Source organism: Psychrobacter nivimaris, assembly GCF_009812035.1.
Classification (GTDB): Bacteria; Pseudomonadota; Gammaproteobacteria; order Pseudomonadales; family Moraxellaceae; genus Psychrobacter; species Psychrobacter nivimaris.
In genome coordinates this window covers 1-25,375 of the sequence record NZ_VZIZ01000024.1, presented here as the reverse complement: position 1 = coordinate 25,375, position 25,375 = coordinate 1, and the positions used below count along the sequence as shown (strand labels likewise).

The 25,375-nt window shown below is 41.8% G+C and carries 22 protein-coding genes, 1 tRNA gene and 1 pseudogene; 11 read left to right on the top strand and 13 right to left on the bottom strand.

Annotated elements, in window-relative coordinates; all coding sequences use genetic code 11:
• Window positions 1-220 precede the first annotated feature (220 nt).
• Entirely contained in the window at window positions 221-1,936 is a 1,716-nt protein-coding gene (locus tag FQV37_RS10330; RefSeq protein ID WP_160022837.1) for an AIPR family protein, read from the top strand.
• 312 nt (window positions 1,937-2,248) lie between these two features.
• The gene (locus FQV37_RS10325; RefSeq protein ID WP_160022835.1) at window positions 2,249-3,571 is read left to right on the top strand and encodes a valine--pyruvate transaminase; all 1,323 of its coding nucleotides are present in this window, start codon (window positions 2,249-2,251) and stop codon (window positions 3,569-3,571) included.
• A 52-nt stretch (window positions 3,572-3,623) separates the two neighbouring features.
• Here the strand turns inward: FQV37_RS10325 and FQV37_RS10320 are convergent, their stop codons facing one another.
• The 3 genes from FQV37_RS10320 to hisB form a co-directional block, all read right to left on the bottom strand.
• Window positions 3,624-3,992 carry a hypothetical protein gene (locus tag FQV37_RS10320; RefSeq protein WP_218870062.1) on the bottom strand — a complete coding sequence of 123 codons (369 nt, stop codon included), beginning with the start codon at window positions 3,990-3,992 and terminating at the stop codon, window positions 3,624-3,626.
• Between the two features lie 203 nt (window positions 3,993-4,195).
• Window positions 4,196-4,831: an imidazole glycerol phosphate synthase subunit HisH gene (gene hisH, locus FQV37_RS10315; RefSeq protein ID WP_160022831.1), complete on the bottom strand. Its 636-nt coding sequence runs from the start codon at window positions 4,829-4,831 to the stop codon at window positions 4,196-4,198.
• Window positions 4,832-5,019: 188 nt separating this feature from the next.
• Window positions 5,020-5,685 carry an imidazoleglycerol-phosphate dehydratase HisB gene (hisB, locus tag FQV37_RS10310; RefSeq protein WP_240991011.1) on the bottom strand — a complete coding sequence of 222 codons (666 nt, stop codon included), beginning with the start codon at window positions 5,683-5,685 and terminating at the stop codon, window positions 5,020-5,022.
• A 373-nt stretch (window positions 5,686-6,058) separates the two neighbouring features.
• Here hisB and FQV37_RS10305 point away from each other — a divergent pair, with 373 nt between their 5' ends.
• Window positions 6,059-6,481 carry a hypothetical protein gene (locus tag FQV37_RS10305; RefSeq protein WP_102094866.1) on the top strand — a complete coding sequence of 141 codons (423 nt, stop codon included), beginning with the start codon at window positions 6,059-6,061 and terminating at the stop codon, window positions 6,479-6,481.
• A gap of 122 nt (window positions 6,482-6,603) precedes the next feature.
• A tRNA-Phe gene (locus FQV37_RS10300) sits at window positions 6,604-6,679 on the top strand.
• 124 nt (window positions 6,680-6,803) lie between these two features.
• Here the strand turns inward: FQV37_RS10300 and FQV37_RS10295 are convergent.
• Window positions 6,804-7,160: a hypothetical protein gene (locus FQV37_RS10295; protein WP_160022829.1), complete on the bottom strand. Its 357-nt coding sequence runs from the start codon at window positions 7,158-7,160 to the stop codon at window positions 6,804-6,806.
• A gap of 206 nt (window positions 7,161-7,366) precedes the next feature.
• Between FQV37_RS10295 and FQV37_RS10290 the strand changes: the two genes are divergently transcribed.
• On the top strand, window positions 7,367-7,867 hold the full coding sequence (locus tag FQV37_RS10290) for a DUF4385 domain-containing protein (protein ID WP_160022827.1): 501 nt from the start codon (window positions 7,367-7,369) through the stop codon (window positions 7,865-7,867).
• Window positions 7,868-7,984: 117 nt separating this feature from the next.
• Entirely contained in the window at window positions 7,985-8,668 is a 684-nt protein-coding gene (locus FQV37_RS10285) for a phosphoglycolate phosphatase (protein WP_160022825.1), read from the top strand.
• A 50-nt stretch (window positions 8,669-8,718) separates the two neighbouring features.
• On the opposite strand, the gene FQV37_RS10280 is transcribed toward FQV37_RS10285, so the two are convergent.
• The gene (locus tag FQV37_RS10280; protein WP_160022823.1) at window positions 8,719-10,302 is read right to left on the bottom strand and encodes a YifB family Mg chelatase-like AAA ATPase; all 1,584 of its coding nucleotides are present in this window, start codon (window positions 10,300-10,302) and stop codon (window positions 8,719-8,721) included.
• Window positions 10,303-10,732: 430 nt separating this feature from the next.
• Here FQV37_RS10280 and hemN point away from each other — a divergent pair, with 430 nt between their 5' ends.
• Window positions 10,733-12,211 carry an oxygen-independent coproporphyrinogen III oxidase gene (hemN, locus tag FQV37_RS10275; protein WP_420877008.1) on the top strand — a complete coding sequence of 493 codons (1,479 nt, stop codon included), beginning with the start codon at window positions 10,733-10,735 and terminating at the stop codon, window positions 12,209-12,211.
• 78 nt (window positions 12,212-12,289) lie between these two features.
• On the opposite strand, the gene FQV37_RS10270 is transcribed toward hemN, so the two are convergent.
• The 3 genes from FQV37_RS10270 to FQV37_RS10260 form a co-directional block, all read right to left on the bottom strand.
• Window positions 12,290-13,150, bottom strand: a complete 861-nt coding sequence (locus FQV37_RS10270) for an SPFH domain-containing protein (protein ID WP_057762202.1) — start codon at window positions 13,148-13,150, stop codon at window positions 12,290-12,292.
• A 16-nt stretch (window positions 13,151-13,166) separates the two neighbouring features.
• Window positions 13,167-13,646 (bottom strand): NfeD family protein, encoded by a 480-nt coding sequence (locus FQV37_RS10265; RefSeq protein ID WP_160022819.1) that lies wholly within the window; start codon window positions 13,644-13,646, stop codon window positions 13,167-13,169.
• A gap of 229 nt (window positions 13,647-13,875) precedes the next feature.
• A complete protein-coding gene (locus tag FQV37_RS10260) occupies window positions 13,876-14,415 on the bottom strand; it encodes a porin family protein (RefSeq protein ID WP_102078619.1) in 540 nt (179 codons plus the stop codon).
• A gap of 304 nt (window positions 14,416-14,719) precedes the next feature.
• Here FQV37_RS10260 and FQV37_RS10255 point away from each other — a divergent pair, with 304 nt between their 5' ends.
• Together FQV37_RS10255 and FQV37_RS10250 are read left to right on the top strand one after the other, a co-directional pair.
• Window positions 14,720-15,952: an 8-amino-7-oxononanoate synthase gene (locus FQV37_RS10255; protein ID WP_160022817.1), complete on the top strand. Its 1,233-nt coding sequence runs from the start codon at window positions 14,720-14,722 to the stop codon at window positions 15,950-15,952.
• Window positions 15,953-16,023: 71 nt separating this feature from the next.
• A complete protein-coding gene (locus FQV37_RS10250) occupies window positions 16,024-16,833 on the top strand; it encodes a methyltransferase domain-containing protein (RefSeq protein WP_160022815.1) in 810 nt (269 codons plus the stop codon).
• Window positions 16,834-17,060: 227 nt separating this feature from the next.
• Here the strand turns inward: FQV37_RS10250 and dnaK are convergent, their stop codons facing one another.
• Both dnaK and grpE read right to left on the bottom strand, forming a co-directional pair.
• Window positions 17,061-19,001 carry a molecular chaperone DnaK gene (gene dnaK, locus FQV37_RS10245; protein ID WP_057762214.1) on the bottom strand — a complete coding sequence of 647 codons (1,941 nt, stop codon included), beginning with the start codon at window positions 18,999-19,001 and terminating at the stop codon, window positions 17,061-17,063.
• Window positions 19,002-19,184: 183 nt separating this feature from the next.
• Window positions 19,185-19,784 (bottom strand): nucleotide exchange factor GrpE, encoded by a 600-nt coding sequence (grpE, locus tag FQV37_RS10240; protein ID WP_160022813.1) that lies wholly within the window; start codon window positions 19,782-19,784, stop codon window positions 19,185-19,187.
• A 433-nt stretch (window positions 19,785-20,217) separates the two neighbouring features.
• Here grpE and FQV37_RS10235 point away from each other — a divergent pair, with 433 nt between their 5' ends.
• Window positions 20,218-21,630, top strand: a complete 1,413-nt coding sequence (locus FQV37_RS10235; RefSeq protein ID WP_160022811.1) for an alpha/beta hydrolase — start codon at window positions 20,218-20,220, stop codon at window positions 21,628-21,630.
• 36 nt (window positions 21,631-21,666) lie between these two features.
• Here the strand turns inward: FQV37_RS10235 and FQV37_RS10230 are convergent, their stop codons facing one another.
• From FQV37_RS10230 to FQV37_RS10220, 3 genes are all read right to left on the bottom strand, one after another.
• On the bottom strand, window positions 21,667-22,800 hold the full coding sequence (locus tag FQV37_RS10230) for a metallophosphoesterase (RefSeq protein ID WP_160022809.1): 1,134 nt from the start codon (window positions 22,798-22,800) through the stop codon (window positions 21,667-21,669).
• Window positions 22,801-22,886: 86 nt separating this feature from the next.
• Window positions 22,887-23,897: a TIGR01777 family oxidoreductase gene (locus FQV37_RS10225; RefSeq protein WP_160022807.1), complete on the bottom strand. Its 1,011-nt coding sequence runs from the start codon at window positions 23,895-23,897 to the stop codon at window positions 22,887-22,889.
• A gap of 259 nt (window positions 23,898-24,156) precedes the next feature.
• Entirely contained in the window at window positions 24,157-24,456 is a 300-nt protein-coding gene (locus FQV37_RS10220) for a hypothetical protein (RefSeq protein WP_145990199.1), read from the bottom strand.
• A 239-nt stretch (window positions 24,457-24,695) separates the two neighbouring features.
• Here FQV37_RS10220 and FQV37_RS10215 point away from each other — a divergent pair.
• Window positions 24,696-25,375: pseudogene (locus FQV37_RS10215) on the top strand (transposase); the annotation flags it as partial.

The following is a 25,375-nucleotide window of genomic DNA, read 5'->3' as shown; positions in this document are numbered from 1 at the left end:
GGGGTTCTTTAACTTTATATTACTTACATTTCTGAGCTAGGTTACTAATACAACTTGGTACGTCTCTTGGCACGTAGCTACTCCAAAGCCGAACTGTTGAAAATTAATCAGCCCGTTAGGATAAACTCTGCTACCAGAGCTAAAAAGCTCCTTCGGGAGCAATTTTGTTGTAAGATATTGATTTTAAAAATCAATCCAAAATATAAAAAAAGGTTCTATCATGAGCAATGAAAAAATAATACTTGAAGGCTGCATTAAAGCTTTTAAAGAGAGTAATGAGATTGATTTGTCTGATAGTGAATTGTTCGAGATTTTTTCATTAACTCAAATCCATAAAGATAGTAGCGTGACATACGAAAATATATCATCTTCAATTGTCGACGGTAGTAATGATGGTGGTATCGACTCCATTATGATTTTTATCAATGATGAATACATAGATAATATGGATAGTTTAGATAACTTCAATTTTACTAACAAAACTAATGCTAAATTCATTATTTCACAATGTAAGAAAGTAAACTCCTTTAAAGAAGGTATAATTGACAAACTTATCACTACAGTTCCCGTTTTATTTAATTTAGAAAACGAGGAAGAGCTACTACTATCTCGTTTCAATTCAGATTTAGTTAATCAAGCATTGTTATTAACTGAAGTTTGGAAAAAAACTGCTACCAGTGGAGGAAAGATATATTTAGATTATCTCTATATATCTAATGCTCCTAGCAAAAATTTTAATACAGTTTTTTCTCAAAAGACAGAGCAGTTAGTCGAAATATCTCAGAAAGTATTTAGTACTTCCGATATAAATTTTTCTGTCTATAGCTCTAAAGAGCTACTCGAATTATACCAGCAGCAGAAGTCCAATCGTAATACTATAGAATTTAAAGATAGACCATTATCGACAGAATTTGATAATTATGGCATTGGGTATATTGGGACTGTTAAGTTAGGAAACTATAAAAATTTTTTAACAGCAGAAAACGGAGGTATTCGTGATGATCTTTTTGAAAGTAATATTAGACACTTTCAGGGATCAGTAGATGTAAATAAGCGGATACGGGAATCAATAGAAAACCCTTCGAATGAGGATTTCTGGTGGTTAAATAATGGTATTACCATTATTGCAGAAGAGCCAAAAGAAGTAGGGAAGAAATTATCTATTGAAAACATACAGATAGTGAATGGTTTGCAGACTTCTTATTCTATATACAACTATCATGACCTAGATATGGATGATAATAGATCAGTTCTAGTTAAAGTCATAATAAATACAAATAAAGAAACGACTGATCATATTATTGCTTCTACTAACAGTCAAAACCCTGTCTCTGCTACTTTATTACGGGCAACAGAACCCGTACAAAGACATTTGGAATTATTTTTCTTAAATGAAGGCTATTATTATGATAGACGGAAAAACTATTATAAAAATCAAGGGAAACCAGCGACGAAAATATTTAGTATTCAACTAACAGCTCAAGCGGTTCAATCTATTGCTTATAACGATCCACATACAGCCAGATCGCGTCCAACCTCTTTGTTAAAAACGGAAGCTAATTATAATAAGATATTCGATCCTAAGAAAGATTTTAAACCGATGTTCAACTGCTGTCTTATATATAAAAAAGGACATAGTTATTGGCTAAAGCATTCTGATAGTGAAGAAAAGAGTAAAACATCGAATTTTAAATTACACTTAGGTATGATAATTTCTAAGATTTATTTTAAGAAGACAAACGTTTCTTTTGAAGATATATCTATTATTGATCTATCTCTGATTACTCAAAATATTTTCGAAGAAGCAATAAGTTTTTTAGCTAATAGCATTGATAACTACTTACTAGCCAACTCAGGGAAAAATCTAATTAACATTGCAAAAAGTAAAGAGTTTACTGATTATCTGCTAGAGCAGTTAAGTAACAAGTTTAAATAAATACGTTAGAAATTGTGCATCCTAATTCATTTAGATTAAATTTTTGATTATCTTAAAGGACTTTACAGTAATAAGGCTTTTCAGCACTGATTGAATCGGCATCGTGGCTATAGAACCATTAACTCCTGAACCTCAAATCAAAACGCCTTCTACTCATCTAGAGGGCATTTTTTGTTGCACATAACGTATATACATATAAGTCAATATCAGCCCCGCACTTTGCTTATTTTATAGCCCTCATTTGCTATACTAGCCCCACTTTATCGGTTAAATACCAACTTATAACACCTTCCCAAACAGCATGGTAGCCTTATGAAATTCTCGAAGTTCGGTCAAAAATTTACCCAGCCCACTGGCATCTCACAATTGATGGATGATCTAGGCGATGCGCTAAAAAGCGATCAGCCAGTCAACATGCTGGGCGGTGGTAACCCTGCCAAAATTGATGCCGTCAATGAGCTGTTTTTGGAGACGTATAAAGCGCTTGGTAATGACAATGATGCAGGTGAGGCCAATAGTAGCGCGATTATTAGCATGGCGAACTACTCTAATCCGCAAGGTGATGCAGCCTTTATCGATGCCTTGGTTGGTTTCTTTAACCGCCATTATGATTGGAATCTAACGTCAGAAAACATTGCCTTGACCAATGGCTCACAGAATGCGTTTTTCTATCTGTTTAATCTGTTTGGTGGTGCTTTCACAAACGAACAGAGCCAATCTGTCGACAAGTCCATTCTACTGCCATTGACCCCTGAGTATATCGGCTATAGCGATGTGCATGTGGAAGGTCAGCATTTCGCAGCGGTATTGCCACATATCGATGAAGTGACTCATGATGGCGAAGCAGGCTTCTTTAAATATCGTGTCGATTTTGAGGCGTTAGAGAACTTGCCAGCGTTAAAGGAAGGTCGTATCGGCGCGATTTGCTGCTCACGCCCGACCAATCCGACTGGCAACGTGCTGACCGATGACGAAATGGCGCATTTGGCTGAGATTGCCAAACGCTACGACATACCGCTGATTATCGATAACGCCTACGGTATGCCCTTCCCCAATATCATCTACTCTGACGCGCATCTGAATTGGGATAACAATACGATTCTGTGCTTTAGTCTGTCGAAGATTGGTTTGCCTGGTATGCGTACGGGTATTATCGTGGCCGACGCCAAAGTAATCGAAGCAGTTAGCGCGATGAATGCCGTGGTCAATCTAGCGCCGACACGCTTTGGTGCAGCGATTGCCACGCCATTGGTAGAAAACGATCGTATCAAGCAATTATCTGATAACGACATCAAGCCGTTTTATCAAAAGCAGGCAAGCCTCGCGGTGAAGCTATTAAAAGAAGCTTTGGGTGATTATCCGTTGGTCATTCATAAGCCTGAGGGCGCGATATTCTTATGGTTATGGTTTAAAGATTTGCCGATTAGCACGCTGGATCTATACGAGCGCCTAAAAGAAAAAGGCACGCTTATTGTACCAAGCGAGTACTTCTTCCCTGGGGTCGATGTTAGCGATTATCAGCATGCGCACGAGTGTATTCGTATGAGTATCGCGGCTGACGAGCAGACACTGACTGATGGTATTCAAGCGATTGGTGAAGTCGTACGTGAGCTGTATGATGAAGCCAAAAAATAAGATGAGCTGCTAGAATTATAAATTTAAATAGCAAAACGAAAAAACGGACTAATTAATAGTCCGTTTTTTTATGGCGCTTGGTCAATGAAGTCGATTTATTGGTTGGTCGAAATATAGTCGTCCACTTATTCAGCGCAAAGAGCACATACGGCAGCATACAAGTATTAATCAAATCACGGATACTCGCGAGTATCTGATCACGGCTCAAGCCAGTTAAGCCAAGCGATTCAATTGTATCTCGATTGTCCAGATACTCACCCAACAGCGCAATGCAAGTCACGACGATCAACGCAATAAATGACCGAATACCTTGGCTTTTGATAATAGGACGCAGCGCAACCAGACACAGCAGATAAACACCGACACCGACATAGATATGTAAGGCATCTTTGGCAAGGCCAGTTGTTTCCACAACATTCATTTTAAAGGCGGTAAAATCCACTGAGATATTCCAAATATAAGCAAGTAGAAAATAACTGAGCGTATCACTAAACCATGATGGCTAAACTATAATAGCTGAAGAATAGCAGCTACAAAGTGATGGCTGAGCATAAAAAGGCAGATTATACAATTGATAATCTACCTTCTACTAAATTAAATATTCACTTCACGTTTATCGCCTACTTACACATTCCACTCTACGAAGTTCTTGAGCAGTTGCAAGCCAGCAGTATGGCTCTTTTCTGGATGGAACTGGGTAGCAAATAGATTGTCTTGGATCACACTGGCGCAGAACGGTTGACCATAGTCACATACCGCCGCTACTTGTGAGCTATCGGCAGGCTCACAGTAATAACTATGCACAAAGTAAAAGTGCGCATTGTCTTCGATACCGTGCCAGAGCGGATGGTCAAAATCCATACCGCTGATGGTATTCCAGCCCATATGCGGTACTTTTATCGTCGCACCCTGCTTGTCTTTCCACGTAGGGTCAAACGCTTCTACAGTGCCGTTTAAGATGCCTAGGCAGTCCGTACCACCATTTTCAGCTGACTGCTCAAACAACGCCTGCATGCCCACACAGATGGCCATAACGGGCTTGTTAAACACTGCATGGCGTATGACCTCATCAATGCCTGCATCACACATGCCAGCGATACAATCACGCATCGCACCCACACCAGGGAAAACGATTTTATCAGCCGCCGCAACGACTTTTGGATCATTGGTGATAGAGACTTCTGCCCCGACTACCGATAGGGCTTTGCTAGCAGAGTGCAGGTTGCCCATACCATAATCTAATAGTGCTACTTTAGTCATCGATTGGTTCTCATTTTTAAATATTTTGACTACTGTACTATTTATATTATTGACCGTTTATATTGTTGGCTATTGCCCTTTCTATTATCGCGGGTGTAGATAAGGTTTTGCTACAAGGAAGTCAAGCGCAGGCTGTACGACTAGTACGCCAAGCTTGACTGACACCGTAGAAGAGCCTTAAATGCGCCTTAGAAAGCCTCTTTGGTCGATGGCAAGGTGTTCAACGCACGCTCATCATATTCACAAGCCATACGTAATGCACGAGCAAAGGCTTTAAAGGTGGATTCGATCTGATGATGGCTGTTTTTGCCTTTTAGGTTGTCCAAGTGCACCGTCATCCATGAGTGATTGACAAACCCGTAGAAAAACTCACTAAACAGATCAACATCGAAGTTACCCACATGCGAGCGAGTAAAAGGAATCTCCATATGCAGACCTGGACGGCCTGATAGATCAACAACCGCACGGCTAAGCGACTCATCTAGCGGCGCATAAAAGTGCCCATAACGACGGATACCTTTTTTGTCGCCCATCGCCTTGTTGAATGCTTGCCCAAGCGTAATACCAGTGTCTTCCACACTATGGTGGTCATCAATAAAGGTGTCGCCATTACATTTAATCTCTAAGTCAAACAAACCGTGACGCTTAATTTGATCAATCATATGATCCAAAAATGGCACACCAGTGTCTACCGTGCCTTTACCTGTACCATCCAGATTGACGGTACAAGTGATTTGCGTTTCGGCAGTGATACGTTCAACGGTCGCGATACGTTCAGGGCGACCATATAGGTTTACGTTTTTTGACTCAGTTTGCTCAGGTGTGGCAGCAGTCGTCGTTGCATTGGCTGTCATGGCTACTCTCTATCAGTTTTTATCAGTGAAAAGCGGTCAATAAATAAGGCAAAAACCTGCCCAAAATATCTTACTAGTGTCTGGGACAGACCTTAGCAGAAAATGATATATACAAAAGATATCAACATATTAGGGTTTATACATACTAAATATTATATAGCCTCATCATAGCAAACCCTAACATTTACTGCCACGACCAAGCGGTAAACCACGCACAAAATCACCTCATTCTGCTAAAATAGTGTGTTCAGTATTATCAATCATGACTCGCGCTGACTTTGAAGACCCTTACTTACGGCACTGCACGCTATGACTTGTGCTGTCTCATACTGCTTATTTATACTATAGAAACCCTCTATTTATAGGAACTGCTATGCCTTTAGAAGCGATCGCCATTAATAGTTTGGATGCGCCACTTATCAAAAAACCTGCTCGCGACAACGAGCTAGCAGAGCGCTTGCAAGCGTTGTACGATAGTGATGATGCACAGCCTGACGGTCTCGAGGTATTAAATATCATTAAGCAAGGGTTTAAACGTGGACAGTACCTCTATGTCGGGATGTTCAATGATAAGCCTATCGCCGCTGTCGCCTGCTTTGATGACGGGCAGACCAATGCTAAGCGCCTGCAGTACCTCACTGTGCATCCAGAGAATCGTAAACGTGCTATCGATGCCAAGTTTATTAAACTGGTCTATGATTGCGAAGTTAGAAAAGGCGTACGTGAATTTGTCCCTGCTGACGCCGATATTCACCGTATCATGAGTGAGTACGAACTTCTGCGTGTAAAAGACTAAATTGAGTGCTAAAACGGTTAATTTTACTAATATCTAATTATTTATCGTCTTTTATCAGATATAATGCAAAAATTGCTTGACAGCTGAGCCTATATTTAGTTTAATAGCGCCTCAACGAAGACGGCTCGATAGCTCAGTAGGTAGAGCAACGGATTGAAAATCCGTGTGTCGGCAGTTCGATCCTGCCTCGAGCCACCATTCGTTAATAGAATTCTAAAAAGCCCTGAACAGCGATGTTCGGGGCTTTTTTTATGTTTAAATTTTACCGTATTCTTTAGCGTTTATTCTATTCATGCGTCGCTTTTATTCGTAGAGCCGACCACTATTCGTACAACCGACCACGCAGTAGTAAATTGCAGCGCTCACGCGAATCCAAGTCGTATATAGTTGCGCGGTAATCAATACCATGACGCCCCTCAAAAAATATCACTCGATCACCCACTACCAAAAAACAAGACGTACGCGCATCATAGATAAAGCCATCTATCACAAATGCCAAATCACGATCTATCTCGCGTACCGTATAAGTCTCCCCTTGCGGAATCAAACGTTCAAACCATGCGCTGTGAGCCGTCGTGTTGGCTAGTACGCTTGTCGTTAACAATAGCCACGCCACCAGTATATTTTTGGTCAATCGCAAACGGCTGAGCTTATCTACACTTATTTTATTTCTCAACATAGTATCTCTCGTGGCATTGCACTCATCATATTTGTAGCCTTCATACGTCCCACAGCTGACTTTACCATAACCATTTCTACTTAACGCTCTTGATGTTAAATACCTACTGTCACGGTTGCATAACATTTTTGTGCTTTTTTCTAAACAGCTTGGCTAAGTATACTCAATAACCATATACGAGTAGATAAAAATAATAGGTCATAGATATGAGAGAGTTTGATTACGACTTGGATTATAAGAGTTTGGATTTGCGCGCTCAGCCTGAGTTGTACCGTGTTGGTCGCGGTGAACAAGGCGTATTACTGGTAGAACCTTATAAGTCTGAGATTTTACCTCATTGGCGTTTTGCGACTCCCGATATCGCCCGCGAAAGCAGTGAGGCTATCTATCAGATGTTTTTAGATTACTTGGCTGACGATGACTTCGTCGGCGCAGATATGGCACGCAAATTTATCCAAATGGGCTATACCCGTGCTCGTCGTTATGCCAATCATAAAGGCGGCAAAAAATATAAAGGCGCGGTACCTGATGATAAAAAAGGTCAAAGCGGCGCCCATGGCCGCGAAGAATTGCCACGACAAGAGGAAGACCCAATCAAAGCAGAATCCGCACGAATCTTTAAAGTTAAATGGGATGAGTGTCGTGAGAATGAAGACTATTTAAGAATGAAAAAAGAGCATCGTGAACGCTATAAAGATGTCGAATAGTTGCTAATACTCAAGACATTCAGCACAACAGGTAACTAAAGTGACTGGTCTCGAAATACTACTGTGCTAAGGTATGCTCAATATAATAAATATAACGATTTTTAACAGTGAGGAACAATGAATAAGCAGCTTTTAATTTTTGATTTTGATGGCACGCTCATTGATAGCGTACCTGATTTGGCCGACGCAACCAACGCCATGCTAACCACATTGGGTAAAGACACTTACCCTATCGAGACGATACGTAACTGGATAGGAAATGGTTCGCGACTGCTCGTAGAGCGCGCTTTGGTTGGCAAGGTAGAAGTAGCAGATGGTGAACTAACGGTTGAAGAGGCCGATCATGCAGAGCAAATATTTTTTGAGGCTTATCAAAACCTTAGTGGTAGCAAAACCGTTGCCTACCCAGATGTCGATGACGGACTCAAAAAGTTGCACGCAGCTGGCTATACACTTGCTTTAGTCACTAATAAACCCATTCGATTTGTACCGAAGATATTGCAGTCGTTTGGCTGGCAAGATTTATTTAGTGAAGTGATGGGCGGCGACAGTTTGCCTGTCAAAAAACCAGACCCAACGCCCCTACTACACGTCTGTGAGACTCTCAATATCAGTGTCGAGCAAGCAGTTATGATTGGAGACTCTAGGAACGATATGTTGGCTGGACAGAACGCCAATATGGACACGCTCGGCCTGTCTTATGGCTACAACTATGGGCAAGATATTCGCGAATTAAATCCGACTGAAGCCTTTGACCACTTTGCTGACTTGGTTGCTTGGATTATGAAAGATAGAGCTTAGTCTATAAAGAACCTATCAAATCATCATAGTGTAACTTGTTTAAACAGAGATTACGCTTTGCTGCGATAGCTCAGCGCCTCAGATACGTGGGCGCTGTTGATATCCGTACTATTAGCTAAATCCGCGATTGTACGCGCCACCCGTAATACTCGGTGGTAGCCACGCGCTGATAAATTTAGACGCTGCTGAGCAAGTTGCAATAACTGCTTTTCATTGTCGCCTAGCTGGATATATTCATCGATTTCGCTAGGGCTAAGCTCATTATTAACCTTTTGCTGTCGTTGCATTTGATGCTGATGTGCGACCACTACGCGAGCCCGTACTTGCTTGGAAGTTTCGCCTACCTGACTATTTTGCAGATCGGCAATCGGTAACGCAGGCACGGTGATATGCAAATCAATACGATCTAAGAGAGGTCCAGATAGTTTGTCTTGATAGCGTTTGATCTGCTCAGGTCGACAGCGACAACGTCCTGATGTATCGCCATCATAGCCACATGGGCAAGGATTCATCGCAGCGACCAGTTGAAAATTCGCCGGAAAGGTCATTTGAGAGTTAGCGCGGCTAATAGTGATTTGCTTAGCTTCTAGCGGTTGACGCAATACTTCCAACACACTCCGATCAAACTCAGGTAACTCATCTAAAAACAACACGCCTTTATTAGCAAGTGTGATTTCACCCGGTTTTGGTCGTGAACCACCACCAACTAATGCTACAGCTGATATCGTATGGTGGACTTGTCTAAATGGCCGTGTCCCATAGTCATAATCGCTGTCTGCCACCGAATAGGTACTGGCAACCTCTAGCGCATCCTCATCACTTAAGTCTGGCAATATCGTTGGCAATCGTGACGCCATAAGCGTCTTGCCAGAACCCGGTGGCCCTGTAAATAACAATGAATGACCACCAGCGGCGGCAATCTCTAACGCGCGCCGAGCATGGTGCTGTCCTTTGACATCAGCTAAATCTACTTGATAGTCAACATGCTGCTGTGCAGGACTAGGCTGCACCACTGACAAACTCTCATAGCTTGCGCTTGGGTTAACGAGTGACTGCAGATGGTCACAAACTGCTTTTAGACTCTGAGCAGCTAGTATCGTTACGCCATCAACGCGGCTGGCCTCACGACCATTATCAATCGGAACGATCAGTTGCGGTGTTGTCGGCGGCGAGGTATCTGAATTATTTTGCTCTTGGTCACTCGCTGCTACTACCTTCGACAATGCTAATGCCAACTTCTCAGCTTTGATTGCTCGTGCGACTGCCAAACTACCCGTTACTTGTCGCAACTGGCCATTGAGCGCTAACTCTCCAATAAACTCAAATCCTGATAGCACCTCTGGCTCAAGCTGTCCGCTTGCTGCCAGTATGCCGATAGCAATTGGTAAGTCTAAACGCGCGCCATCTTTAGGCAAGTCAGCAGGGGCTAAATTGATCGTGAGGCGGCGATTAGGAAACTGGAAACCTGAATTGAGAATGGCGGAGCGCACCCTGTCTTTACTCTCACGCACGGCGGCCTCAGGTAGCCCAACGATGGTCAATGCAGGCAGTCCTTGCGATAGATGCACCTCAATGATGACCTTGGGAGCATGCAGACCAACCACCGAACGGGTATAGACTTGGGCAAACGACATCAGCATCTTCCTAATACAGAGTGTCATTGATAATAAAGTATTATTTATCAACGCGCAAACGTCGTGTCTTATTGCTGGTGTAAAGAGAATCACCAAAACCTCAGCCTCGTTCTGAGGTTTTTATGTGTAAATGATAGCTCTATTTTAATATTTAAGAATACTCGCCGACCACCCCACTGCTAACAAGGATTTGTTATACTACCTACTATAAATTTAGCGATACATACTGCTGCCGATGAAGTATTCAAAATTTATTATCAATCAGTCATAAAACTGAAAAACAAATACCAAATCCGAAAACTTTGATAATGTAAAAACCAGCAGTATCTAGAGTAAAAACGAGGAATATCGCATGACAGACTATTCAGAACAGAACACTCAGCAGCCTTACAACCGTGCGGACGAGCCGCCCACGACTGTGCGCCCTGTTATGCAACCTGACAACCCTTATGCCAGTACACGCGGCAGCATTACTAGCAAGCAGCTACCAGCATTTGATGAGGCAATCATCAATAAGTACAATCGCTCAGGGCCACGTTATACCTCTTATCCGACTGCTTTAGAATTTACTCCAATACCGGATAGCTTCGAGAATATCGGTCTTGAGACAAAAATCCTACAGAATCGTGAAGCGCGTGCTCCCTTATCGCTATATTTTCATATTCCGTTTTGTCGCCACCTTTGCTACTACTGTGCTTGTAATAAGATTATTACCAAAAAAAATAGCGATTCTGGCGATTACTTGCAGTATTTAATCGCTGAAATTACGCATAAGCGCCGCCTGTTATCTACGCCAGAAGGCAGCGACAAACCATTGGTCAAACAGCTACATCTGGGCGGTGGTACACCAACGTTTTTGCGTGACGAAGAGATGGTGCAGTTGTGGGAGTTTTTACAGGCTCAGTTTGAGTTTTTGCCAGAAGATGAAGGTGACTATTCTATCGAAATTGACCCTCGCGAGCTGAGTAAAAACACCCTGAAGATACTGCGTAATCTCGGTTTCAACCGTATTAGCTTAGGTGTGCAGGACTTGGATGAAACTGTGCAAATTGCCGTTAATCGTGTGCATTCAGCAGAGCTTATTGAAAGCGTGCTAATAGAAGCACGTGAGCTTGGTTTTCGCTCTATCAATATTGATTTGATTTATGGTTTACCGCATCAAACGCCTGATACTTTGGACAAAACCGTAAATCGTATCATCGAGATGTCGCCAGATCGCCTGTCGGTCTTTAACTATGCGCATTTGCCTGAGCGATTTAAAGCTCAGCGTCAGATAAAAGATGAAGACTTGCCAAGCCCAGCTACCAAACTGACGATGCTCGGCAGTACTGTCAATACATTGACCGAAGCCGGCTATCAATATATCGGTATCGATCATTTTGCCAAACCTGATGACGAGTTGGCTATCGCCCAGCGCGAAGGTAAATTACATCGTAACTTTCAGGGTTACACCATCATGGGTGATTGTGACTTATTAGGCTTTGGTGTCTCATCAATCAGTCAGATTTCTAATGCCAATACGCGCTATATTTTGCAGAACGATACTGATCTACAGAACTATCAAGCCAAGATTGATATGACGAAAATCAATCCGACTGTCATGCCTGCAGTAAAGTATATAAAAACCTCTATCAAAGACCGCTTGCGTGAATATGTCATCATGAACTTACTATGTCATGACTATCTCGATTTTAAAGATGTGAATCAAAAATTTGGTATCGATGCCATCACCTATTTTATTAGTGAGATTCAGCAGTTGGGCGCTATGCAAGACGACAGATTGATAGATATGGATGCAGCAGGTATTCGCGTCTTACCCAGAGGTCGCTTGCTTGGTCGCAACGTCGCTATGGTATTTGATGAATACTTGGACAAAAAACATCAAAACCGCTTTTCAAAAGTTATCTAAGCTAGCGAAACTTTAGTCCAATTAATACACATAAAAAAGACCTCAAGCGAGGTCTTTTTTTAATATTGCTATGACTTTTTACACTTTTAATTTATCACCGACCATACCTTTTACAGTGCTTAAGATATCTGCTGGTAATACCACCATTTTGGAGTTATCAGATTCAGCCAACTCTCGTATCGCTTTGATATACTGTTCACCCAGCAAGTATACGATCGGCATCTCTTCCTCGCCCATCGCACTAGTAATCAAACGAATCGACTCTTCAGAACCTCTGGCTAGTACCACCTGCGCTTCAGCATCACGGCGTGAAGCTTCCAAGCGACCATCCGCTTCTAAGATAGCAGCTTGCTTTTGACCATCAGCACGGGTCACGGTCGCACGGCGCAAACGTTCTGCCGCTGCCTGCTCTTCCATGGATGCTTGCATGGTCTGCGAAGGATTAATATCTTGAATCTCTACTGTCTTAAGGGTAATACCCCAATCCGCAATATCTTCTGAAATTGCATGTTTTAGCTTGGTTTTGATCTCGTCACGACTGGACAATGCACTATCAAGATCCATCTCACCAATGATCGAACGCAATGACGTCTGTACTAGATTACGGATACCGTACTCATAATCTTCGATACCATAGACCGCCTTATCAGGACGCACGATATTAATATAAGCGACAGCATTTGCAATAATAACGACGTTGTCACGAGTAATGACTTCTTGTGACGGGATATCGAGTACGATGTCCTTAGTCGTTACTTTATAAGCCACATCATCTACATAAGGGATGATGAGGTTGAGTCCAGGCTCTAGCGTTTGGCTATACTTACCCAGTCTCTGCACCACCCATTTATAACCTTGCGGTACAATACGTACGCCTTTAAACACGGTGAATACCACCAGTGCAATCAATACCACCATGACAATACTAAAGCTTTCCATAACTCATCCCTTATTATTATACCTGCATACTTTTATGCATCGCTGCCTGCGCTTTCGTACTGCTCACAATCAGCTCATTACCAACAATATCAGTCACTACCACTCTATCGCCGATTGCTACCTGCTCCCCTCTCGTACGGCACATCCATTCAGCCGCACCAACGATAGGAACACTAAATCTAACCGTTCCAGCTTTATCTAGCTGCGGTGACACGATAATCATGCCGACTTCACCAACTATGACACTACCGCCTAGCCCAGCTTTGGTACGATCTACGGACAACGGTTTGATAAACTTGAACCAAGCCACCAAAAACACAGCAGAGAGCACTAACCAGACAATAATCTGAACAGAGACAGAAATAGGCAACAGCCATGATAGCGCTGCAACGATGATGGCAGCGGCACCAAACCACAGACTGGCAAACGTCGGTACAAACATCTCAACGATTAGTAATAAGAAGCCCAGTACTAACCAATGCCAAGGTTCAATCATCCAAAGTATCTCCATCCTTGCCACCATTCCTATCTTTATCATTCCAGTTTTTAATGTAGCACATTTTTAAGGATAACAACGCTTTAACGATAATGATATATTACTTATTGGATGCTTATAAATTACTAACTTAAAGGCCTTAACATAAATTTTAAGCGAAAAAAAACGACCACTTAAAGTGATCGTTTCTTTATTATAGCTGTTTGCTAAAAGCTTGTTTTCTAAATAATTAGAACTTTAAGTTAGCACCAACAGTAAGCAGCTTAGTATCTGCATCACTATCCATCATGGCATATTCTGTTTCAACATTGAAGTTAGGATTCACCGCATAGCCAAGACCGATGCCACCAGCAATACCAGTATCACTCACTGAATCACTGCTACCGTCGTTAAAATCAGCTTCTAGCTCTGTTTTAGCGATACCAAGCTTACCTTTGGCATACAGTGCAGTATTTGGGAACGTGTAACGATAAGTACCGTACGCACCATAAGTTTTCGTATCATAATCGCCAGCATTATTGTCTAGATCAGCATCATCTGAACCAACATATTCAACTTCCATACCAAAATTAGGATCGAAGTTATAACCAGCATACACACCATACGCAGTTGGATCGTCGCCGCTTACATCATTATCGAACTGACCAATCTTAGCACCAACATACGGTTGACCTGTATAGCCGTTACCATAATTAACGGCAGCTTGTGCACCTACAGTAAGTAAAGAACCAGTTGCTAGTGCAAGTATAGTTTTTTGTAGAGTTTTCATTATTAGCTCCTTCAAGTAAATTTGGACAAACAAGTTATTTAGTTGTATTGACCATTTGGCCGTATCGCCTTGTTTGCTAACGATGGGTACATAGTAACAAACTATTTCAGACACTCTGTCAGTGTTTAATGGTATGAGAGTTAAGATTTGAAAGCATTTGTCAGTGCTCGGGTTACAAAGGCCTAGATATGAAACCTTTTGTTACATCCACCCAGTTTATGCAATAATCCGTACTCATTTCACAGTTTTCTTGCTAGATAAATCGGCTAAATATGGCTGATATAACAATAATTAGAGAGAAAAAATGCAAAATTCTATCACTGAGCGTTTGCAAAGCACACTTGCAGACTTAAAAGCAAAGCAGCAGTATCGTCAATTACCAAACCTAAAGCATGACGGGCGACATGTGATTAGCAATAGTAAAGCTCTGCTTAATATTGCGAGTAATGATTATCTTGGCTTAGGCGGCGATACCGAGATGCAAGCTGAGTTTCTTACTCAAGTGGGACAGCTATCTACTACGCACACTCCTAAAATGAGTGCCACTTCCTCACGCCTACTCACAGGCAATGATATACAGTTAGAAGCTCTAGAAGAGGAACTGCAAAACTGGTATCAAAGCGCCATAGAGAAACAGAGTTCAACCAACTCCAAGTCGGTGCTGGTGTTGAACAGTGGCTACCATGCCAATCTAGGTAACTTGCCAGCATTAACAACTTTGCCAGTCAAGACGCTCATTTTGGCTGACAAGCTAGTACATGCCAGCATTATCGATGGGATGCGCTTGAGCCAAAGTAAACTTGTCACCTATCGTCGTTACCGTCACAACGATTACGAGCATTTGGCCAAGTTTATTGAACAAGCAGACGAGACGGTTGAACGCATCATCATTGTCACCGAGAGTATATTTAGTATGGATGGTGACCGTGCCGACTTGCCTCAACTAGTACAAATAAAATCCAAAGATGCTCGTATTGAGCTGTATGTCGATGAAGCACATGCTGTTGGAGTGCTTGGCGATACAGGTTTAGGGTTGGCGGAAGAAACGCATACCTTGGCCGATATTGACTACTTGGTGGGTACCTTTGGTAAAGCATTTGCTTCAATGGGTGCTTATATCATGTGTGATGAAGTCGTCAAACAATGGCTGATCAATGCCATGCGTCCATTGATTTTTAGCACTGCACTCCCTCCTATCAATCACGCATGGACACGATTTATCTTAGCAAAAATGCCGACCTTAACTGATCAACGTGCGCATCTAGCCCAGCTATCTACTACGCTTAGTCAAGCCATTGACCCACGCCACCGTGTATCGCCAACTTTGCAAGAGATATATTACCAATCCCCTATCGTTCCTTATATATTAGGCGATAATGCGAGTACGCTTGCCAAAGCGCAAAAGTTGCAAGCCGCTGGATTTTACGCGCTACCTATCAGGCCGCCTACTGTGCCTGCAAACACTGCTCGCATTCGTTTAGTTATGAATGCCAAACTGACTAACGAAGACTGTGCGCGACTGATACAGCAGTTGTAACTTTATCGTTTGACACAAACTTTATTTCTACTATTGATAGATAACTGGCGCACTTGGATATAATAAAGCCTATGACAACATTCGACACAGTTGATGACCTCAGTGTTAGAAAACAAACCATCGCTCGCCACTTTGCCAATGCAAGTGACTATGACCAGCATGCCAGTATCCAGCAGACCGTTTGTCAGTATTTATTAGACAGTATTGCTCATACCAAGCAAAGCAGTGTGTTAGAAGTGGGTGCAGGTACAGGTCAAATGACGCGCCTACTCGCTGAGCATATACAGAGCGAGCACTGGATCATTAATGAGTTATGTAGTGAGCAGACTGCTACATTGCAATCAATACTGCCAACTGCTAACGTAATGATTGGTGATGCTGAAACGATAGATTTAGCAGAAAATAATAGCTTGATAGTTAGTGCCAATGCCGTGCAATGGTTTGATAATCCGTTGAGTTTTGTCACGCAATCAGCGCAGCGTCTACAATCTGGAGGACAGCTAGTTTTTAGTACTTTTACGCCAAATAACTTTTTGCAAATTAAAACTCTTACTGGTCAAGGACTTCATTACCCAGATATTGATAAATGGCAATTGGCATTAGATAGTGCTGGCTTTGAGAATATCGAACTCTCAGTTCAGCGCTTTGATTTACCATTTCCAACCCCCTACGCTATCTTAAAGCATATGAAACTCACCGGCGTATCGACCAATCAAACTCAGGTTACGTCAGATAATACTCAAACCTTTCTATGGACAAAATCGCGTCTACAGCAATTTGTGTCAGACTATTGGCAGCAATTCTCAGAAAAGGACGAAACAGGACAGCTCATGGTTAATTTGACCTATGAAGTGCTCATAGTGAGCGCATTTAAACCATAAGCACGTAACTTATTAATAGAAATAATAGCTAGCAGGAATAGTAGCTGATAGAAAAACAGCCATAAAAAAACGCACCCCGAAGGATGCGTTTTTTAATTTAACTAGTTATCGATTCGTATCGACTATACCATTTTCAAAAACTTGAGTAGCAAGAAAAACGAGCGTAAGTACTACATTGAGTAGACTAAGCGAGTTTGACGCCGCTAATCGCGTTTTTGGATTTGGTATTATTTTTTGTCTTCGTCTACTTCAGTGAACTCAGCATCAACGACGTCGTCATCAGCTTTGTTGCTACCAGCATCGTCAGCACCTTGTTGGAACTGGCTTGGATCCATACCTTCTGCGCCAGCGCCGCTATCAGCGTAGATTTTTTGGCTGATTGGCAAGAATGCATTGTCTAATGCTTCAAGCTTAGCTTTGATTTCGTCATGGTCATCTTCTTTCGCTGCAGCTTCAAGCTCAGTGATAGCAGATTCTACTGTTGATTTTTCTTCATCAGTGACTTTATCTTCTGCTTCTTTTAGCGCTTTTTGTACGGCATGGATACGACCATCTGCTTCATTACGAACTTGCGCTAAGTTAGCGAACTTCTCATCTTCAGCAGCATTGGCTTCTGCATCGCGAACCATTTGTTCGACTTCTTCGTCCGACAAACCAGAATCCGCTTTGATTTGGATACTTTGTGCTTTACCAGTACCTTTGTCAGTTGCAGAGATGTTCATGATACCATCAGCATTGATGTCAAAAGATACTTCGATTTGCGGTAGGCCACGTGGTGCTGGTGGAATATCCGTCAAGTCAAAACGGCCAAGCATTTTGTTTTGGTTAGCGATTTTACGCTCACCTTGATATACCTGAATCGTTACTGCTGGCTGATTGTCTTCAGCCGTTGAGAATACCTGTGATTTCTTAGTAGGAATCATGGTGTTTTTCTCGATAACTGGCGTCATGACACCGCCCATCGTTTCGATACCTAGGGTCAATGGCGTTACATCAAGTAGCAATACGTCAGTTTTGTCACCAGACAATACGGCACCTTGAATCGCTGCACCAGCTGCAACTGCTTCATCAGGGTTCACGTCTTTACGTGGCTCTTGACCGAAGAAGTCTTGTACTTTCTGCTGTACTAGTGGCATACGCGTCTGACCACCGACCAAGATTACATCGTTGATGTCGCCAATTTTTAGGCCAGCATCTTCAAGGGCAGTCTTACAAGGACCCATTGTACGTTGTACTAATTCTTCAGTTAGGCTCTCTAGTTTCGAGCGGCTAATAGTAACAACCAAATGCTTAGGACCACTACTATCAGCAGTGATGTATGGCAAGTTTACTTCAGTGCTTTGTGCACTTGATAGCTCAATTTTCGCTTTTTCTGCCGCTTCTTTTAGACGCTGCATCGCAAGAGAGTCACCTTTTAGGTTAACGTCTTGCTCTTTTTTGAATTCAGCAACTAAGAAATCAATCAATGCTGAGTCAAAGTCTTCACCACCCAAGAAAGTATCACCGTTGGTCGCTAGTACTTCGAACTGTTGCTCGCCGTCTACGTCTGCGATTTCGATGATTGAGATATCGAAAGTACCACCGCCCAAGTCATATACAGCAACAGTGCTATCGCCTTGCTTCTTGTCCATACCATAAGCAAGTGCAGCAGCAGTTGGCTCATTGATGATACGTTTTACATCAAGACCAGCGATTTTACCCGCATCTTTAGTTGCTTGACGCTGTGAGTCATTGAAATAAGCAGGTACAGTTACAACTGCTTCAGTCACGCTCTCACCAAGATAATCTTCTGCTGTTTTTTTCATTTTTTTCAAGATTTCAGCAGAAACCTGTGGTGGCGCAAGCTTTTTACCGTTGATTTCTACCCACGCATCGCCGTTGTCTGCTTTAGCAATTTTGTAAGGAACCATGCCAATGTCTTTTTGTACGACTTTGTCATCAAAACGACGACCGATCAAACGCTTGATCGCAAACAAAGTGTTACTTGGATTAGTTACTGCTTGACGCTTAGCTGACTGACCAACAAGCGTTTCGTCATCTTTATAAGCGACGATTGATGGTGTTGTACGAGTACCTTCAGCATTTTCGATGACTTTGACTTTGTCACCTTCCATTACTGCTACACACGAGTTAGTAGTACCTAAATCAATACCAATTACTTTACCCATAATCAATTGCTCCTAATTTGTTTTTAACTATAAATACTTATTTATCCAGACCGTAGTCGGTCACTTGTTGCTATATATCGGTTTACCCGTCGTATTTTTCAAGGCGATAATCACGCAAAAACTGTGTTTCATGTCATTTTTTGTGAAAAACCTTCATATTAGTAGGGTTTAGCCCTAAAAATATTACTGACCAACACGAACCATAGCTGGACGTAATAGACGACCGTTTAGGCTATAGCCTTTTTGTAAGACCGTACCCACTGTATCTGCCGCTGCTTCTGGGTCAATACCCACTGCTTCATGGAAGTCAGCGTTGAATTTTTCGCCTTGTGGATCGACCACTTCTACGCCGTTTTTGGTCAATACTGCAACCAATGCTTTGTGCGTTAATTGCACACCCTCAGCGACTGGATCATTGGCATCGGCATTTTCGATAGCGCGCTCTAAGTTGTCAACGATGTCTAACAATTCTTTAGCAAATTTCTGTAGTGCAAATTTTTTGCTCTTATCCGCTTCTTGCTCCATGCGTTTTTGCGCATTGTAAGCTTCAGCATTAGCACGTGCAGTACCTTCTTTGGCTTGTTTTACTTCGCCTTCTAGCTCAGCAATACGCGCTTTGAAAGTATCAAGGTTGATTTCGTTTTCGATAGTCGTTTCTTCACCTGAATTATTCTGTGGATCAAACTCTTTCATGGTTTCTTCTAAGATACTGTCATTGTGATCAATATTCTCATGTGCCACACTTTGGTCAAGATTTTCGTGGTTCGGGTTTTGCTCGCTCATGATAGCTCCTTGGAATTTCAATAATGAAGATTAAGAGACGGCACAGTAGACCGAATAATTACTGGTCCTACTATGCCATTATTAAATGCTCGATGTTTCTGACTCATTGTTTTTTTAATACGCTTCAATAGCTGCTTGATAAAGGTGATAAGGACAAATTTCAAGCCTAGAGCAAAGGAATTTTTACCATTTATGACAAATATTCGTGAAGTGTCATTAATACGATGCGTCAAACATTTTTGTTCCCTGTCAATAAATCTCAATATTTACTCACAAAAAGAACAAAAAACCGCTATTTATTCCCATTGCTTTACGCTTATTAATCAAGCTATTACCAAACGATACCCTATTACTCTGCTGTCTATTTTATCATTGCTATAAATATTATCGCCCACACTCAAATGCACGCTAAAAATCATTTATGAGAGCTGTTATGTCTAATTCAAAAAATTTATCTATCAATACTTTGCTTAATAAAGCATTGATGACATTGCACTTAGCGTCAAAAGAAAATCCAGTGTCAAAAGAATCATCAAATCAAGATGCGAAAGCGTATGACTCATTAGAAAAACGTTTGAGCGTTAAAGAGAAAATACTCGCTTATAACCCTGTGGCAAACTACCAGCCGCATACATTGCATTACGCAATGAAAAGTCTCGGTTACTTACCAGACCCTATTTTGGAGGGCGCGATTGGTTATCTTAAAGGCCCTAATTCAAAACAGTATCTGCATGCAAACGCTCATCTACGTCTCATCCTTGCAGTAAATAGTTACCTCAAAACGCCGTTAGAACTAACCCCAATGCCGGAATTGCGTGAGAGGTTTACTGCTGATGCGGTAGCCATGCAATCACCTAGAGTATGGCAGCAAGCCAATACGACTATGCTAAGTAACATAAAGCCCTTCACTAAAAAAAGTGATTCACCTGTTAGTTGGAAAGATGAAACGATTGCCAATGCGGATAATGGCGACATGACTGTCCGTTGTTATAAAGCAGGCGGCAAAAAATCTGGTTTTAGAAGAAAACGTATCCATAATCCTGATGAAACAGTCATGCTGTTTTTTCATGGTGGCGGGTTCTGCATTGGTGATGTCGATACACATCATGAGTTCTGTCATGCGGTCTGTGAGCAGACTGGCTGGTCTGTGGTTAGTGTCGATTATCGCTTAGCGCCTGAATGTCCTGCTCCAGCAGCATTAAAAGACTGTATCACTGCATATGCTTGGTTGGTTGAAAACTCTGACAAATTAGGTGCATTACCCTCTCGTATCGTATTGGCTGGTGATAGCGCAGGTGGTGGTCTATCAACTTTAATTGCGCAGCAGCTGACAGCACCGAGTAAAAGTGCATGGGCAGACCTAGGTCTAGATGGTCAGAAAATGTTTAATCTATTAGAAAAACTACCCGAACCTCTAGCGCAGATGCCTTTATATCCAGTCACTGATATTGAGACAGACTATCCAAGTTGGGAGCTATACGGTGAGGGTCTACTATTAGATCATGCTGATGTAGCAGTATTTGATGCTGCTTGCTTGGAAAATAGCCCACTGCCTCGCTTACACATACTGAACTCACCTATGCTGGGTGATAATAGTAAAGTTTGCCCAACTTACATCGTAGCTTCTGAGCTCGATGTATTACGTGATGAGGCATTTGCTTATGCAAAGCAGCTGAAAGGTTACGGCGTTGCTGTAGAGACCTATACTGTGCTTGGTGCACCGCATGGCTTTATTCACTTTATGAGTGTTCACCAAGGCCTTGGACAAGAGACAAACAATATCATTCTTGGGTTTAGCAGCTTTGTACGTGAGATCATCAGTACACAATCGCGGTTAGCTGCATAGACCGCTTGCTAGCTAATTATTGATTTGTATAATTAACTAATTTGTATTGCCAGATAGTGTAATTAACCAAATCTCTGAGCGCGATCCCAATCGAAAGGGAATGCCCCAAAAACCATAACCAGAGGACACGACGAAGTGCCCTTTACCAATCTGCTCATAGCCATAGCCTAATCTATTAATAGCATTGACGATGAAATTAGCGGGGAATACTTGACCGTTGTGGGTATGTCCCGAGACTTGTAAATCTATAGGTAATTGACTGTGATTATCTATATCACTCGGTCTATGGTCTAACAATATCACTGGCTGCGACGTATCTACTTGCGTCAGCAGATCGGTAGTTGCTATACGTTGACGTTTATGATTATCAAAACGTCCAACTAACCATACTGGTTGACCCTCGTGCTCGATATAGAGCACCTCATCGTTCAACAATTGTATACCTGCATTTTGCAGCGCTTCGCTAATGGGTCGCTCATGACCATACAAATCATGATTACCCAATGTCGCATAGACACCACGTGGCAGACTACTGCACAATTCTGCTAAGTTTTGCTCCATATGATATGCATTAAAGGCCTCTGTATTATCATCCATAATATCCCCTGGCATTAGTAGCATATCTGCACCAGAGCGAATCATAAGTTGTTGCAATCTATCTATGGCTTTTACACCAAATAATCGTCCTATATGCAAGTCACTAGCGACTGCAATGCGTAATGGCTTGGTTAAAGGTTTATCTATATTAATAGAAAGCTTGCGTATAACAGGGGTATAGGCACTATATAACGAATAAATAAATAGTCCTAAAAATAGGAATAGCGCTAGTACTCTTAGCCCTATAGCCATTTCATTCGATTGGTGTAACGTACTACCTGATAAAGCAACTACTAGCAGATACCCTCCGTAGAATAGACTCACTGCCAACGCCGTCAGTATCATAAAATGCATGATTAGCATCCATCCACTAATCCAGCGATAACTGTTGGCAAATGCTCTTTTTACGCTCAATACTAATAGACCATTAGTAATAATAAATACACTAACCCATATCGTTGTCTGTAATGTTGGCGCCATCCAAGGCTGGAGCCACCACTGTATACTTAATACTGTACCCAGACTGAACAGCTGTAATAGCAAAAAGATAGTGAAGAAAAATGCGTAACGCATGGACTGCCCTTAGACATAAATACTGTTTGATAAGTGATTATCAGAAAATAAACTCTAATGTTTCACATGAAACAACTGCTATATAACTATTTCTGATTTCCTAATGCTTGCTGGAGTGTCGAGTGTTTGAACGAATAACCTGCATCCAATAGCGCTTGTGGCAGCACCTTTTGACCATCGATAAGTAAGGTCGACATTTCGCCAAACATCAGCTTAAGCAAAAACTCTGGTAAAGTAAAAAAAGTTGGACGATGTAGCCATGAGCCAAGTGCTTTGGTAAAAGTATGATTGGTCACAGGATTCGGAGCAGTAAGGTTATATACGACTGCATTTGTATTATTTGCGGTACTGTTTGCAGTCTTAATAGTGCTATCATTAATAGGTGCATTGTCTTGGGCTAAGCTTTCAATGTGATTAACGTCTGATTCTTTAGTAAGTTTAAGCTGCTGCTCAATAATAAAGATGACCGCACTAACCCAATCTTCACGGCTGATCCAGCTCATGACTTGCTGTCCATCACCCAACTGTCCACCGACACCAAATTTAAAGGGTAGCAACAATTTTGCCACCATTCCGCCCTCAGGATGAATGACTACACCTGTTCTGACAATAGCTACAGGAACATCATGATTGGTTGCTTTAAGCGCTAATTGCTCCCATTCATTACATAATGTATGGGCAAAGTCTGTCTCATAATCGCTATTTTCAGTCAATGGCTTGTCGCCTTGCGTACCATACCAACCGATTGCTGAGCCGCTTACCAGTAACTTGGGTTTTGTGCTAGCACGTGCGATAAAATCCAATATCGACTGAGTAGGTTTGATACGGCTCGCCATCAACTGCTCTTTGCGCTCATCGCTCCAACGAGAGTCAGCAATCCCAGCACCTGCTAAATTTAATATGACATCAAAACTCATATCAGACTTCGCAAGCTCGTCATAAGTCATCATATTGATATCATCGGGATGTGGTTGACTGCTATCACGAGTTAACCAAGTAATCGTCACGTCTTTATTCTGCGCGCGATATCGTGCCATTAGCTCTCGACTAAACGCACTTCCCAAAAACCCTGAACCGCCACTAATCAAAACCTTCATACCCTACTCCCTATATGCCTTAAATATCGCCAATATGACTTATCTTTGAGTTACTTATTGCTGAAGTACTTATCGTTCAATAAAAACTAGACTGTTATAACCATCGTCTGCTTTTTTGTGGTTTTTATCAAAACGACTTTTACATGCTTTTGGTAAAGGAAGGTGAGGAATGAAAGGTTTACGAGGTCAAACATTGCACTTTGATAATTACTGTCAAAAATAGAAGTTTTTTTATTAAAAAAGTATTTTAATTTTTTGGCTAATATTGCAGACTTTGTTTAGGTTTAGGTAATGCGGACATACCCACAATCAAAGCACTTATACCTCCTACTAAGCTAATAGCCAACCATGTACGAGCATCTTGACCAATAAAAAATGTGGCATTGATAGAAAAACCAACAAAAAAAACTCTTACCCACCATCTTTTAGACTTATATGTTTGTTTGGAAGCAAGCCATATACCGCACAATAATGTAGGCATTCCAATAAGAAATACACCTGCAATAAGGTAAAAAGGTATGGCTACAGCGTATGCCAGACCTACATCCTTATTCCACATTATCAGTGATACTAAAATAGGGAATAAGATCAACTGATATAGCGTACCTAAAGTTAAAAATAAAAATATCACCATTTTTTTGGATAGTGGCTGTTGTTATCTAACATTAGTTTTAACTCATAAGTTGGTCAATTTGTGAATGGAAATAATATAGCTGTTATAACCCGGTAATCCCCCCACTAAATAAGAACACTTAGAAATAGAGATTAACTGCTAAAATATATCAGCAGGAGAATCCTATGAAAAAGACACGCTTTAGCGACAACCAAATCGTTAATATCCTAAAACAAGCCGAACAAGGTGTCCCTATCACCGAGCTTTGCCGTGAGCATAATATCAGCCAAAGTACCTTTTATAACTGGCGCTCAAAGTATGGCGGCATGGATGCCTCTTTGATTGCGCGCTTAAAAGAACTTGAAATTGAAAATGCACGTCTTAAGAAGATGTATGCTGATGAATGTCTTAAATCCGATATCCTACAGGATGCCATGACAAAAAAGTGGTAGCGCCCCAAAGGCGCAGGAAAATGGCTTGTCATTACATTGAAGAGCATGGTATTAGCATACGTCGTGCTTGCCGTATCTTTAACATCAGCGTGACCTGCTATTACCATAAGTCAATGGCCACGGATGAGAACCAGCAGATCGCGGACTTACTCATCAAACTGACTGATGAGAATAAGAACTGGGGCTTTGGTTTATGCTTTTTAAGCCTGCGTAATGTCATGGGACTGCCGTACAACCACAAGCGGGTATATCGCATCTACTGTGAGCTTGAACTCAACCTTAGAATCAAGCCCAAGCGTCGCATTAAACGCGCTAAACCAATACCATTAGCAGTACCTGATAGGATAAACCAAAGCTGGAGCATGGACTTTATGCACGACGGCTTAAATGACGGTCGCAGCTTTAGACTGTTT